Annotated in this window: 13 protein-coding genes; 7 read left to right on the top strand and 6 right to left on the bottom strand. The window is 57.3% G+C overall.

Features of this window, described 5'->3' with window-relative positions; translation table 11 throughout:
• Positions 1-59: 59 nt before the first annotated feature.
• The 5 genes from ABNH18_RS02935 to uca all read left to right on the top strand — a co-directional run bounded on the left by ABNH18_RS02935 (position 60) and on the right by uca (position 6,760).
• Positions 60-878 (top strand): ABC transporter permease, encoded by an 819-nt coding sequence (locus ABNH18_RS02935; protein ID WP_349381393.1) that lies wholly within the window; start codon positions 60-62, stop codon positions 876-878.
• Positions 878-1,666, top strand: coding sequence for an ABC transporter ATP-binding protein (locus ABNH18_RS02930; protein ID WP_349381392.1), 789 nt, complete (start codon positions 878-880; stop codon positions 1,664-1,666). The genes ABNH18_RS02935 and ABNH18_RS02930 overlap by 1 nt, the downstream gene beginning before the upstream one ends.
• A gap of 10 nt (positions 1,667-1,676) precedes the next feature.
• The gene (locus ABNH18_RS02925; RefSeq protein WP_349381391.1) at positions 1,677-2,408 is read left to right on the top strand and encodes an urea amidolyase associated protein UAAP1; all 732 of its coding nucleotides are present in this window, start codon (positions 1,677-1,679) and stop codon (positions 2,406-2,408) included.
• 44 nt (positions 2,409-2,452) lie between these two features.
• Entirely contained in the window at positions 2,453-3,094 is a 642-nt protein-coding gene (locus ABNH18_RS02920; protein ID WP_349381390.1) for an urea amidolyase associated protein UAAP2, read from the top strand.
• Between the two features lie 75 nt (positions 3,095-3,169).
• Positions 3,170-6,760, top strand: a complete 3,591-nt coding sequence (gene uca, locus ABNH18_RS02915; RefSeq protein ID WP_349381389.1) for an urea carboxylase — start codon at positions 3,170-3,172, stop codon at positions 6,758-6,760.
• Positions 6,761-6,848: 88 nt separating this feature from the next.
• Here uca and ABNH18_RS02910 read toward each other — a convergent pair whose 3' ends face one another.
• From ABNH18_RS02910 to ABNH18_RS02885, 6 genes are all read right to left on the bottom strand, one after another.
• Positions 6,849-7,580 (bottom strand): glutathione S-transferase family protein, encoded by a 732-nt coding sequence (locus ABNH18_RS02910; RefSeq protein WP_349381388.1) that lies wholly within the window; start codon positions 7,578-7,580, stop codon positions 6,849-6,851.
• Between the two features lie 75 nt (positions 7,581-7,655).
• On the bottom strand, positions 7,656-8,519 hold the full coding sequence (locus ABNH18_RS02905; protein ID WP_349381387.1) for an alpha/beta hydrolase family protein: 864 nt from the start codon (positions 8,517-8,519) through the stop codon (positions 7,656-7,658).
• A complete protein-coding gene (locus tag ABNH18_RS02900) occupies positions 8,506-8,688 on the bottom strand; it encodes a DUF1272 domain-containing protein (RefSeq protein WP_349381457.1) in 183 nt (60 codons plus the stop codon). Before ABNH18_RS02900 ends, ABNH18_RS02905 begins: the two co-directional genes overlap by 14 nt.
• A 22-nt stretch (positions 8,689-8,710) precedes the next feature.
• Positions 8,711-8,890 (bottom strand): hypothetical protein, encoded by a 180-nt coding sequence (locus tag ABNH18_RS02895; protein WP_349381386.1) that lies wholly within the window; start codon positions 8,888-8,890, stop codon positions 8,711-8,713.
• A gap of 74 nt (positions 8,891-8,964) precedes the next feature.
• Entirely contained in the window at positions 8,965-9,315 is a 351-nt protein-coding gene (locus ABNH18_RS02890; RefSeq protein WP_349381385.1) for a DUF4345 family protein, read from the bottom strand.
• Entirely contained in the window at positions 9,312-9,752 is a 441-nt protein-coding gene (locus ABNH18_RS02885) for a hypothetical protein (protein ID WP_349381384.1), read from the bottom strand. Before ABNH18_RS02885 ends, ABNH18_RS02890 begins: the two co-directional genes overlap by 4 nt.
• Before the next feature lie 126 nt (positions 9,753-9,878).
• Between ABNH18_RS02885 and ABNH18_RS02880 the strand changes: the two genes are divergently transcribed.
• Both ABNH18_RS02880 and rapA read left to right on the top strand, forming a co-directional pair.
• Positions 9,879-10,703, top strand: a complete 825-nt coding sequence (locus ABNH18_RS02880) for a helix-turn-helix domain-containing protein (protein WP_349381383.1) — start codon at positions 9,879-9,881, stop codon at positions 10,701-10,703.
• Between the two features lie 69 nt (positions 10,704-10,772).
• Positions 10,773-13,682, top strand: coding sequence for an RNA polymerase-associated protein RapA (gene rapA, locus ABNH18_RS02875; protein ID WP_349381382.1), 2,910 nt, complete (start codon positions 10,773-10,775; stop codon positions 13,680-13,682).
• The last annotated feature ends 2 nt before the right edge of the window (positions 13,683-13,684 follow it).

The raw sequence follows: 13,684 nt of genomic DNA, 5'->3' as shown, positions 1-13,684 counted from the left end.
ACCCAACGTGCCAGCCTCTGTCGCGAGCGAATTAATAGCCTTCGCACCAAGGAAAAACCATGAAGAAGTTCATCAACCGCCGACCGTCCAAAGCTGTCAGCTGGGCATTAGGCATGCTGCCTTTTGTGCTGTTAATCATCATTTATATGCTGGCTTCCGATGCCCGCTTGGCTGAGAACCCCAACGATAAACTGCTACCAGCACTGGATACGTTTGTGCAGGCAATTGATCGTATGGCGTTTGAGCCCAGTAAGCGCACCGGTGAGTATCTGATGCTTAACGACACCCTTGCCAGCCTTCAACGGCTCGCAATAGGTGTGGGAATCAGTGCCTTGGTTGCCGTTATGGTAGGCATTGGCAACGGCACCATTCCGTTGATTCGTGCCACGTTCTCACCCTTGGTTACAGGGCTTTCTCTTGTTCCTCCGATGGCTATCCTTCCCGTGTTGTTCATTGTTTTCGGGCTGGGTGAGTTGGCCAAGGTCATGCTGATCATTATCGGCATCACTCCATTCATGATCCGGGATCTTCAGCAACGAGCACGGGAAATTCCCGCTGAACAGATTATTAAGATGCAAACCCTGGGCGCCAACACCTGGCAGATCATTACCCGGCTGGTGTGGCCACAGTTAATGCCCCGTCTAATTAGCGTCGTACGACTCTCGCTGGGTCCCGCCTGGCTTTTCCTTATCGCGGCGGAAGCGATTGCGGCCACCGAAGGGCTCGGCTACCGGATATTCCTGGTGCGCCGTTATCTGGCCATGGACGTCATTCTTCCCTATGTCCTGTGGATTACGCTGCTGGCCTTTGCCATTGATTTCACCCTCAACCGATACACGCAATGGCGCTACCCCTGGTTCCATGGAGGAGAATCCTGATGGCAATTATCGAGATGCAAAATCTGTGGAAAGAGTACGGCGAGCAAGTGGTACTGGAAAGACTCAACGCCAGCGTTGAGGAAGGCGAGTTTGTCACCATTGTTGGCGCCTCCGGCTGTGGCAAAACCACCTTCCTGAAAATGCTGCTAGGGACGGAAGAGTCTACCCGCGGTGAGCTACTGCTGGATGGCCAACCCCTCACAGCCGAACCGGATGACAGCCGCGGCGTGGTCTTCCAGAAATACTCTGTCCTTAGCCATATGACGGCGCTGGAAAATGTCATGCTTGGGGGCGAGCTACAAAGCAGCCGCTGGCTGGGTATCAGTTTCGGGAAACAGCGCCGCAAGATTCGTAAAGAAGCATTGGCGATGCTCGAATCCGTAGGCCTGGATCAGGCAGCGGACAAATACCCCCATGAGCTATCCGGTGGCATGCAGCAACGTCTGGCTCTTGCCCAAGCGTTGATCAAAAAACCTCGCATTTTGCTGCTGGATGAACCCTTTGGTGCGTTGGATCCAGGCATCCGCTCCGATATGCACAAGCTGGTGTTGTCATTGTGGAAAGAGCAAAAGCTCACCGTGTTCATGATCACCCATGACATCAACGAAGGCTTCTATCTGGGCACCCGACTGTGGGTTTTTGATAAACCCCGCCTGGACCCACAAGCCCCCGGAGCCTACGGCGCCCGTGTGACCTACGACCTGCCAGTTGGCGACTGCCAGACCGGCACCCTCACCTCCATCAATGCAAGCGTGGATAGCACCAGCCGCGCCATCGACCGTGTCTAAGGTGATCAGCATGAAAAATTCATTCCATCACGAGCCCCTCTATCAAACCACCCTGCCCGGCAGCGCCCACTGGTCGCTGCGAGTACGCCGGGGCATGCAATTACGCTTCACCGACCTGGAAGGCGGCGCCAATCTGGGCTTGCTCATGTTTAACCCGGAAGACCTGCTCGAGCGTTACAACGCACCGGACACGTTAAAAGGTCAACACACCTTCAAGCTAACCCGAGGGAACTGCCTGTACTCAGACATGGGCCGCGTGTTCGCCTCCATAGTAGAAGACGATTTTGGGTGGCATGAATCCGTGTGCGGCACACTTAGTGAAAAAGCACTCAAACAAAAATACGCGGCCCGTTCTTACCAGGATCATCATAATCACTGGACCCTCAGTGGTGAACACAGCTTCCTGACTGAGCTCGCCAAATACGGCCTTACCGAAAGAGACATGGCCGCCAACCTCAACCTTTTCTCTAAAGTCGCCGCCGACAATGACGGCAACCTGATATTTGATCTTTCAGCGGCCAAGCCCGGGGCCAGCCTCACCCTGCGTTTTGAAATGGACACGCTGGTCATCTTGAACAGCTGCCCCCATCCGCTGAATCCAGCGGAGGATTACCCCATGAAGCCGATACAGATCGAGATGCTAAAAGCCGCCCCGGTTGCCGATGACGATTACTGCAAACATTTCCGTGCGGAGAACGTTCGCGCTTTCGAAAACAACCGTCTCTATCACTTGGGTATCTAAGTCTCGCTACGCGATTCAGGCACCACGAAACAAGAGAGAACACCATGATTAAAGAAAGCCCAAGACAACCGGAAAATGCCACTTTTCGTGAAATTGTCGCCGCCGGTGATTACTTCATTCATACCGTGCAACAAGGCCAAACCGTGCGACTGCTCGACCTGGAAGGTAACCAGGCCGCCGATACCTTGTTCTACAGTGCCGAGGATCCTGCCGAGCGTTACAGCGCCATGGATACTATTCGCGAACAGGGCAATGTCTACCTCACCGCTGGCACCACGCTGATGTCCAATCGGGTTAATCCATTACTGGACATCGTCGCTGACACTTGCGGCCGCCACGATACTCTGGGCGGCGCCTGCGCCACAGAAAGCAACACCGTGCGCTACGACCTGGAAAAACGCTGCATGCATGCCTGCCGTGACAGCTGGATGCTCGCCGTGAACCAGCATCCGGAATTTGCTCTGGGCAAACGAGACATCACCCATAACATCAATTTTTTCATGAACGTGCCAGTCACCGCAGAAGGCGGCCTGACCTTTGAAGACGGCATTTCCGCCCCCGGCAAATATGTGGAACTGACCGCCTGCATGGACGTGATCATTTTGATCTCAAACTGCCCGCAATTGAACAACCCCTGCAACGGATACAACCCGACTCCGATCGAAGTACTGATCTGGAACGATTGATCGCGTCTGCCGGGACGACCCGGACAGCGCAAGGATTTACTGCGGGACGGCCCGCTACCGTCAAGAGACACTGTCATGTTCAACAAAGTGCTGATTGCTAACCGCGGCGCCATCGCCACCCGAGTTACCCGTACTCTGAATAAAATGGGCGTCACTGCTGTGGCGGTCTTTGCGGAAGCCGACCGGGACTCCCTTCACGTTAGCCAGGCCGATGAGTGTTACTGCCTGGGCGAAGGCGGTGCTCGGGAGACCTATCTGAATCAGGATGCCCTGTTCGCACTGATGGAAGAACACGGCGTCGATGCGGTACATCCTGGCTACGGTTTTCTTAGTGAGAACCCTGATTTTGTCAAAGGCTGCGAAGCCCGCGGGATTGCTTTTATCGGGCCCACACCGGATCAGATGAACACCTTCGGGCTAAAACACACCGCCCGCGCCCTGGCAGAAGACACCGGGGTGCCATTGCTTTCTGGCACCCCTCTGCTCACCGACAAAAACGCCGCGTTAAAAGCCGCCGATAGCATTGGCTACCCGATCATGTTGAAGAGTACCGCCGGTGGTGGCGGCATTGGCATGCAGGTTTGCGAAAACGCGGACAGTCTGGACAAGGCATGGGATACCGTTCGCCGGCTTAGCGCCAATAATTTTTCCAACGATGGCGTGTTCATCGAAAAATATATCCCCCGTGCACGACATATCGAAGTGCAGGTGTTTGGTGATGGTCAAGGTAACGCCATCACCCTCGGCGAACGTGATTGCTCCGCCCAGCGACGCCACCAGAAAGTGCTGGAAGAAACCCCAGCTCCGAACCTGCCAGACACTGTCCGTGCGGATCTACATGCCACCGCAAAAAACTTGATGGAAGCGGTGCAGTATCGCAATGCCGGCACCGTGGAGTTCATTCTCGATCAGGACAGCAACGCCTTCTACTTTCTGGAAGTGAATACCCGCCTGCAGGTCGAGCATGGTGTCACTGAACAAGTGTACGGTGTGGACTTGGTCGAATGGATGGTAAAACTGGCCGCCGGCGATCTGCCCGCTCTGGAACAACTCGGCACCGAACTGACTGCCCGCGGCCACGCCATTCAGGCACGGATTTACGCGGAAGACCCGAACAAGGATTTCCAGCCCAGCGCCGGGCTACTGACTGCGGTAGCGTTTCCCGATGCGAATGGACAATCCCGCCGCATCGATCACTGGATAGAAGCTGGCCTCACTGTTTCTCCCCTGTTCGACCCCATGTTGGCCAAAGTCATCGTTCACGAAACCTGCCGCGATGATGCTTTGACTGCATTGAACGCCACGCTGGCTGAAACCAGCATAGAAGGCATAGAAACTAACCGGGATTATATTTGCGCCATTCTCGCCGACCCGGTTTTCGATCAGGGTGAAATGACCACCCGCTACTTGAACGATTTCCGCTATCAGCCGTTCACCATGGACGTGTTGGCCGGGGGCACCCTTACCACCGTGCAGGATTATCCCGGCCGCAGTGGTTACTGGCCTGTGGGGGTCCCACCTTCCGGCCCCTTCGATAACCTGAGTTTTCGTCTGGGCAACCGTCTGCTGGGCAACGATGAAAATGCCGCCGGTCTGGAATTTACCCTTAACGGCCCCACGCTGAAATTCAATCAGGCCACGCGCATCGCGCTTACCGGCGCGGACATGCAGGCCACACTGGATGACCAGCCGGTTGCCAGCTATTGCGCCATTGAGATAGCACCGGGGCAGACGCTCCAATTAGGTAAAGTCAGCGGCGACGGTGCCCGCGCCTATCTGGCCGTGGCCGGTGGCCTGCAATGCACCCCCTATCTCGGCTCACGCAGCACCTTCACTCTGGGTCAGTTTGGTGGCCACGGGGGTCGCGCGCTACGCACTGGAGATGTACTGCATTTCCAACAAGCCGCACCCGCACCGGCCACTGCTATTGTGCCGGACAGCCTGAAACCCGCACTGGGCAACCACTGGACCTTACGGGTGATTTACGGCCCCCATGGCGCGCCTGACTTTTTCACTGACGACGACATGGCCATGTTCTTTGCCACCGACTGGCAAGTGCATTACAACTCCAGCCGTACCGGTATCAGGCTAGTCGGGCCAAAGCCGACTTGGGCCCGCAGCGACGGCGGCGAAGCCGGCATGCACCCGTCCAACATTCACGACAATGCCTACGCGGTAGGGACAGTGGATTTCACCGGTGACATGCCGGTGATCCTCGGCCCGGACGGCCCATCCCTGGGCGGCTTTGTCTGCCCTGCCACCGTGGTCCTGGCGGACCGCTGGAAACTGGGCCAATTAAAGGCCGGCGACACCCTGCGCTTTGAAGCGATAAGCCTTGCAAGTGCCGACGCCTTGGCAGCTGACCAGAACGACTGTGTCGTCGCTCTCACGCCACCACAGGCAGTGGCAGAAAGCGCCGACATCACCACGCCGGTGCTAAACCGCCTTGGCGAAGCGGAAGCGGGCGTGGAGGTGGTGTATCGCGCCGCCGGCGATCGCTATCTGCTGGTGGAGTATGGCCCACTGGTGCTCGACCTTCGCCTGCGCTTTCGCGCCCATGCCTTAATGCTTTGGCTGGAACAACAACAGCTTGAGGGCGTCATTGAACTGACCCCCGGGATTCGTTCTCTGCAGGTTCATTTCGACCCTCAGCGTTTGCCCCGCCAACAACTGCTGGATGTACTGGCCAGCGCAGAACATGAACTGCAACAACAGGACGACCTGGAAGTCCCCTCCCGCATTGTGAATATTCCACTCAGCTGGGACGACGAGGCTTGCCATCAGGCCATCGAAAAGTACATGCAGTCCGTGCGTAAAGATGCCCCCTGGTGCCCCTCTAATCTGGAGTTTATCCGCCGTATTAATGGGCTGGGTAGCGTGGACGAAGTGAAAGAGACCCTGTTCAGCGCCAGCTATGTGGTAATGGGCTTGGGCGATGTCTATCTGGGTGCCCCGGTGGCCACCCCCTACGACCCCCGTCACCGTCTGGTGACCACCAAGTACAACCCGGCCCGCACCTGGACCGCAGAGAATTCCGTGGGTATCGGGGGCGCCTACCTGTGCGTGTACGGCATGGAAGGCCCCGGCGGCTATCAATTTGTCGGTCGCACACTGCAGATGTGGAATCGCTACCGAAAGACTGAAGCCTTTGACCAACCCTGGCTGCTGCGTTTCTTTGATCAAATTCGCTTCTACGAAGTGAGCCACGAAGAACTCAACCAGATCCGTCGGGATTTCCCCAAAGGGCAGTATCCCATTCAAGTGGAAGAAACCACCTTCAGCCTGAATGAATACCAGCAATTTCTTGATGACAACCAACAGGACATCACCACCTTCACCGACGCCCGCAACCAGGCCTTCGACGAAGAACTACAACGCTGGGTAGAAAGCGGCCAGATCAATTTCCAGTCAGAACAGGACCTGGACGCCGACAACGGCGCTGACGATGTGGAAGGCACCCCGGTGGAGTCGCCAGTAGCGGGTAGCATCTGGAAATTGAACGTGCAAGAAGGCGACGAGGTGAAACAGGGGGACGTGGTAGCCGTGCTGGAATCCATGAAAATGGAAATCGAAATTTCAGCCCCCGCCACCGGCAAGGTCATCGCCCTTACCCGACAGGAAGGCCAGCAGATCAACGCAGGCCAAACCATCATGGTGCTGGATTGATAATCAGAAAATCACAGGGAGGTCCGGCGCCCCCTTTTTAGGTGGGATTCCCTGTGCAGCCTCCACGAATAGGAGTGTAGACAGAATGTTAGCGCCGGTGCTCCTGATAGAAACGCTGGAAAGGCGCTAAAGACTCAGCCTGGCTGTCTACCCAGCTCTGCAAGGGCTCTGGCATGGTCGAGGGCCACTTCAGGCCGTACTGCGGCGGCATGAATAGTGGGGCCAGCAAGCTGGCCGCCGCCAGATCCGCCCGGGAAAATTGCTCACCAGCCAGGTAGGGTCGTTCACCATACGCCTGTGACAGTGTCTGAATAGCTTGCTCCAGCGTCACGCGACTTTCGCTAACCTGGGGTTCGCGAATTTGCATGGCTTTGCGCATTACCCCCTGCAGTTTCGGGAAAATCATGCGTAGAAATGCCTTTCCCCAGAAAGGGCCACCCTGGGCGAAAAAGGGAATCACCAGATCCGGATGGTCCAGCAAGGTGTGGTAACAAAAACGGCGCACATGGGGGCCAATGTTGTCATCGCAGAATGTTTCCCAACGTAATGCCTCCTCCCGGGCTTCCGAAGCCTGCGGCGTTAATGGGCGCGCCGGAAACTTTGTATCCAGGTAGCTGATAATCGCCGCAGAGCCTTGCACGTAATGTCCATCGTGCTCCAGAACCGGCACACTGCTAAACGGCACCACGGCTTTCATTTTCTTGAAGTGCAGGCCCGGAAGGTGGTTCTTCAGCCGATAGTCCAACCCCTTGTAATCCAGTGCCCAACGGATTTTTTCGCAATAATGGGAAATCGGAAACTGGTGCAACACGATGGCCATGGAGGCATCCTTTTATTGGTTTAATCGCGAATAAACAGAGAAGGCTCATGATGTAAATCAGACCTGATAGCGCCCTCACTCCTTCCCGCTTTGTTGTTTTACATGCCAGTGAACAATCTGCTGCACCGTGGCCGTCGGGGAACGCGCCCAGCGAAAATGGTCAGCGCGGTCACCCAGCATCTGCTCATCCAGCACCACGTTGCTTACCGTGGCTGTGATAAATTTTTCTACTACCGCCTCCACAGACGCTGGCGGCGCAAAAGCATCATCCGCCATACGCAGGCTCAACACTGGCCCACTATATTGCGCGATGCCACAATCCAGGTCATCGCTAAAGCCATTGGCCTGATAACGGTTGGTTTTCGCCAGAGCTAGCCAGTCCTGCATCAAGGTTCTGGCTTCACGGCCGCCGAACCCTAGCTTGTCCCCCGGGTAGTAACCCAGTATCGACGATGCAGGCGGAATCATGGCGCAGAGAAATTTCAGCTTACTGCGGGTCGCTCCGGTAAATCCGCCCAGCCAAGGGCTACCGCAGGCAGCCAGAATAATGCCGTCTATTTGCCCACCATAGACGCCAGACGCCATGGCGGAATAATGCCCGCCCAAGGAGTGGCCCATTAGATAAACCGGCAATCTAGCGGAGCGGCTTTTCACCCAATCCAGAGCTACCGGAATTTCATTGACCAGTGGCTCACGAAAGCCCCAGTCGCAGCTGCGTGACGGGCGCCAGGGGCTCTCGCCATGGCCACGCTGCTCCAATAAGGCCACATTCAACCCGGCCGCCTGTAACGCCTTTGCCAGTGGCAGATAAAAGCGAGCGCCCATGCCTAAAGCCGCCATCAACACCACAGCGCCACTGGCACTATCTGCCGGGTACCAATTTACCGGCAAGGTATAGCCCGCACCGCCTGGCAAAGAAACTGACTCAGGAGCTTTCATTGCTGGCCTCCTGACGGCGAGGGCGCTTCACCAGCTCGCCCTGGCAGTTGGGGCAGCGGCTTGCATGAATGGTGCAACAATCCACACAAAAGGTGCATTCATAGGAGCAGATATAGGCTTCCGCCCCAGCAGCCAATGAGCACTGGCAACTTTCACAACTGGATCGCATTTCAAGCATCAGGGTTACCCGGTTAGTGCGCTTTCACTTTTTCTTTTCCGCAGCGGTCACAGCGATAGACAGTCACCAGCTTTCCCTGCTTCACATCGAATTGCTTTTCCTTGCAGACCACCCACTTGTGGAAGTCATGCTGGCACATGCCTTTACGCGGCGTTTTCTTTTGCGGTTTTTTGAACGGCAGGATATCGCCCATACCTTATCACCGTGGCGGAAAATCGTTACCCGAGCATACCGCAAATGTTACTTGGTTCGTTACAGTGACATCGCTTACAAGGAGAACAGCAGCCCTATTCCCAGCCCCACCTCTGCCATCAGAAACAAGGCCGGAAAGCCATCCAGCCGGCGATCCACACCCCAGGACACCAACCTGCCGGCCGCCATGCCCAGCAATGCCAGCGCTAGGGCGAGCAACACTCCGTCACGCCATTGCGGATAATCGCGGCAGGCAATCAACAACCCGCCCATAGCCACCCCAAAGCCGCCATAGACAGCACGCACCTCGTTACGGGCAGCCGCCACCGGCTGTTCGGTAAAGGCAACACAGCGGGTTACCCGCCGTGGTGACACCAGGGCAACCAGACCCATCAGCAGGAAGCCCAGAGCGGTAATCTCGATCATGATCGGCCTCCCGGTTGCGACTGTGCAGCGCCACGGACAGTACGCTGTTGTTCCTTAAGCGGTTGCGCCCGCAGCCCCCGCCATTGGAAAAGGGCACAGATACCCACCAGCAATGCCACATCCAGCAACACCAGATGCCCCCAGAATGATAACCAGGATGCAGCCAGCATCATGACCATGGGCGTCGCCACCACCCAAGCCAGATCAGCCACGGTAATCATTTTGGCCAGTCCCGGCGAAATGAATGGTCGCGTCGCCACAAAAGCCACATCGGCCGCGAAGATCAGCAAGGCAGCGCCGAGAGCCATCAGTATCAACGGGCTGAATTCGCCCATCAGTGACGCCAGCCCATCCGGGGCCAGCAATAGCGTGGCCCCCAACAAGGTTGAGCAGGCTGCGTTGAATAGCAACGCATGTTTGAGTGATGTCCAGGGCATGGTGCACCTCCAGGTTTGGAGCCGACTTGCGGATTACCGCAGCGGGCCGGTTAGTGTTAGATTCAGCCTCTGCCGAACAAGGAAGTGAAACAATTACCTCAGAGGTAATGGAGAAGCCCGGCTGCCATGGCCATGCTGACCCGCCACTGGAAGAAGAGAACCCCAATGCAGACCGGCCAGATCCTCGCAGAACTGCGCAAAGCCCGCCGCCTCAGCCAGCTGGAACTGGCGTTACGGGCCGATGTGTCCAGCCGGCACCTGAGTTTTATCGAAACCGGTCGTAGCCAACCCAGCCCGACCATGCTGAAGCGCCTGGCACTGGAAATGGAATTGAACTGCCGGGATACCAATCGGCTGCTGCTGGCCGCCGGTTATGCACCGGCCTTCACCGAGGCCGATCTCAGCAGTGACAACATGGCCCCGGTGCGCGAAGCGCTCACAGTCATGCTCAGCAACCATAATCCGTTCCCTGCGGTTGTTCTTGATGCCCACTGGAACGTGTTAATGGCCAACGAGGCCCAACAGCGGCTAGTCGGCTTGATGATTCAGGAACGCGGCCCCTTTGCGCAAACCGCAAATGTGATCGAACTGGTCTTCCATCCCCAAGGCTACCGGCCATTCCTGTGTAACTGGGATGAGGTAGCTGGCTTTCTGTTGCGCCGCCTGCACCGTGATCAACAGGCTCGCCCGGACCCGGCGCTGGCCGCGCTGCTTGACCGGCTGGCAGCGCTCGCCAATCTGGACGAGCTGCTGCACCAGCAGCCCAGCACGGACCGCAACGAGCCCATGATGACGCTAGAAATTGAACTGGCCGGCCAGCGCCTGCGAAGCTTCTCCACCCTGGCCAGCTTCGGCACCGCCCTCGACGTAGTCATGGAAGAACTGCGCATCGAACACTACTTCCCCGCCGATGAGGCCACCCGCCGCTGGTTCCGAAATCAGATTCAATAGGTTTCACCCATCGAAGGGGGCCGTACAAACCCGTATAATTCGCCCCCCAAGCAATCACCGGCAGCAACAATGACTGACTTTATCCCCGGCCAACGCTGGCTGAGCGAATCCGAAACCGAGCTGGGCCTCGGCATCATCAAGGAATTGGATTACCGACTGGTCACCGTGGAATACCCGGCGGTAGAGGAAGAGCGCACCTACGCAAAGAACAATGCCCCGCTGTCCCGAGTCACCTTCGACAGCGGTGACACCATCCGCACCGCTGATGAGATGGAGCTGGTGGTCACCGAGGTTAACGAGCTCAACGGCCTCAAGGTCTACATGGCGCACCCAAAGGACGGCAATCCGGACGATATTCAGCCGGTGCCAGAAACCAACCTGGGCCACACCCTGCGCCTGACAGCAGCACTGGACCGCCTGCTGTCCAACCAGCTGTCATCCAATCGCTGGTTTGAGCTGCGTATCGATGCACTCAATGCCCACTGTCGTCAGCAGCAATCCACCATCAAGGGGTTGCGCGGCCCACGCATCGACCTAATTGGTCACCAGCTGTATATCGCCGACCAGGTAGCCAACCGCTTTGCCCCACGGGTGTTGCTTGCCGACGAAGTGGGCCTGGGGAAAACCATCGAAGCCGGCCTGATCCTGCATCAGCAACTGCTTACCGGCCGGGCCAAGCGCGTGCTGGTGGTCGTACCCTCCCCCCTGGTCCACCAGTGGTTTGTGGAAATGGTGCGCCGCTTCAATCTGCATTTCTCCATTTTTGATGCCGAGCGCCTTAACGCCTTGCAGCCGGAAACCAGCATCAAAGACATGCTGGCGCAGATTATTGAAGACGAAAGCACACCGGACGAGGATTCAGAAGAAGACACCGGTGCCGTCAGCGCCGCCAGCGGTGACGATAACCCGTTCCTCAGCGAGCAATTGATTCTCTGCAGCACCGATTTTCTCAGCGAGTGCGATATCGACCAGCTCGCCGCCGCCGACTGGGATCTACTGGTGGTTGATGAAGCCCATCACCTGGAATGGTCTGCCCAGCAGGCCAGCGACGATTACCAGCGCGTGGAAACCATTGCCCAACAGGCGCGAGGGCTATTGCTGCTCACCGCAACACCCGAGCAATTGGGCCTGGAAAGCCATTACGCTCGCCTGCGTCTGCTCGACCCGGAACGTTATCCCAGCCTGGAAGCGTTCAAGGACGAGCAAGCTCACTATCAGGATGTGGCGGCGCTGGCCGGCCGTTTGCATGACGAACCCCGCTGGGATACGGCACTGAAAGAAGAAGCCGTTGCCCTGCTGCCGGATATGAATATTGACGAAGCGGATCGCGACGCCATTCAAACAGAGCTGCTGGACCGCTCCGGCCCTGGCCGCGTCATGTTCCGTAACACCCGCCACAACATTGCCGGTTTTCCGGCCCGCCACGTACACGGTATTCCCCTGACCCTGCCGGACGAATACAAGTACGACAGTGACGAAGAAGTAGACGGCCACCTGCACCCGGAAACCCTGTTCCACGATGACCGCTGGTGTGGCCTGGACCCACGCGTGAACTGGCTGGAGAACTTCTTCAAGCAACACCGCCACGACAAAGTGCTGGTGATTTGTGCCAGCAAACACACCGCCACCGACCTGCATGCTCACTGCAACTACAAGCTGGGCATGAACGTGGCGATGTTCCATGAAGACATGGACCTGATAGAGCGGGACCGGGCCGCCGCCTTTTTTGCGGACGACTTTGATGGCGCCCAGGCACTGATTTGTTCCGAAATCGGCTCTGAAGGCCGCAACTTCCAATTTGCCCATCATTTGGTGCTATTGGACCTGCCGCTAAACCCGGACCTGCTGGAGCAGCGTATTGGCCGCCTGGACCGTATCGGCCAGACCGACGATATCCAGATTCACGTCCCCTACTTCGAGCAGCACGCTCAGGAAGTGCTGTTCCGCTGGTATCACGACGGCATGAATGCCTTCGAGCACACCAACCCGGCTGGCCACGATATCTACCTGCGCAGCCGCGACGCGCTGGAGCCACTGCTTACTGGCGACCCGGAATACACCGCCATCGAAGCACTGGTCGACGACACCCGCACCATTACCAACGAGCTGCATACGCTGCTGGAGACAGGCCGCGATCGCCTGCTGGAGCTGAGCTCTTTCGACAGTGAGCGCGCTGAAACGTTAATCACCGACCTGATCGCCGCGGATGACGACAGCCCTCTGCCTTTCATGCAGCGCATCTTTGATCGCTACGGTGTAGAGCAGGAAGATCATTCCGATACCGCCATCATCCTCAAACCCGGTCCTCACATGCGCGATGCGTTCCCTGCCTTGCCGGAAGAAGGCGTGACCATGACGGATAACCGGGCCACCGCGCTGGCCCGTGACGACATGCAATTCCTGACCTGGGAGCATCCCATGGTCACCGGCAGCCTGGAGATGATGCTTACCGAGCATCGCGGTAAAGCCGCCGTGAGCATGCTCAAGAACCCGAAAATCAAAGCCGGCACGCTGCTAATCGAAGCCATTTACACGGTGGATGCGGTAGCGCCGAAACATCTTCAAGCGGATCGCTTCTTGCCCACCACGGTGATCCGTCACCTGCTGGATGCCAACGGCAAGAATATTAGCCAAGCCATCAGCCACGACGGTCTGAGCCAGCAATGTCACAAGATGGACAAGCCGCTCAGCCGCAAGATCGTTGGCAGCCAAAAGTCTCTGCTGGAGAAATTGCTGAAGGCCGACGAAACCAGCGCCAGCCAGGAAGCAGAAAGCATCATTGCCGCTGCTCAGGAAAAAATGCGCGCCGAACAAGCCCATGAACTGGCGCGACTGAAAGCCCTGCAGGCCAAAAACCCGGCGGTTCGTCACGAAGAAGTGCAGGCCCTGGAAGCACAAACACACGCTTTGGAAAAATGCCTCAGCGAAGCCCGCTGTCAGCTGGAAGCCGTACGAATTATTGTTTCGGGAGGAGACTAGTT

The organism is Alcanivorax sp. (genome assembly GCF_040118815.1).
Lineage (GTDB): Bacteria > Pseudomonadota > Gammaproteobacteria > Pseudomonadales > Alcanivoracaceae > Alcanivorax.
The sequence above is the reverse complement of the archived record's forward strand: the minus strand, read 5'-3'. Positions and strand labels throughout refer to the sequence as shown.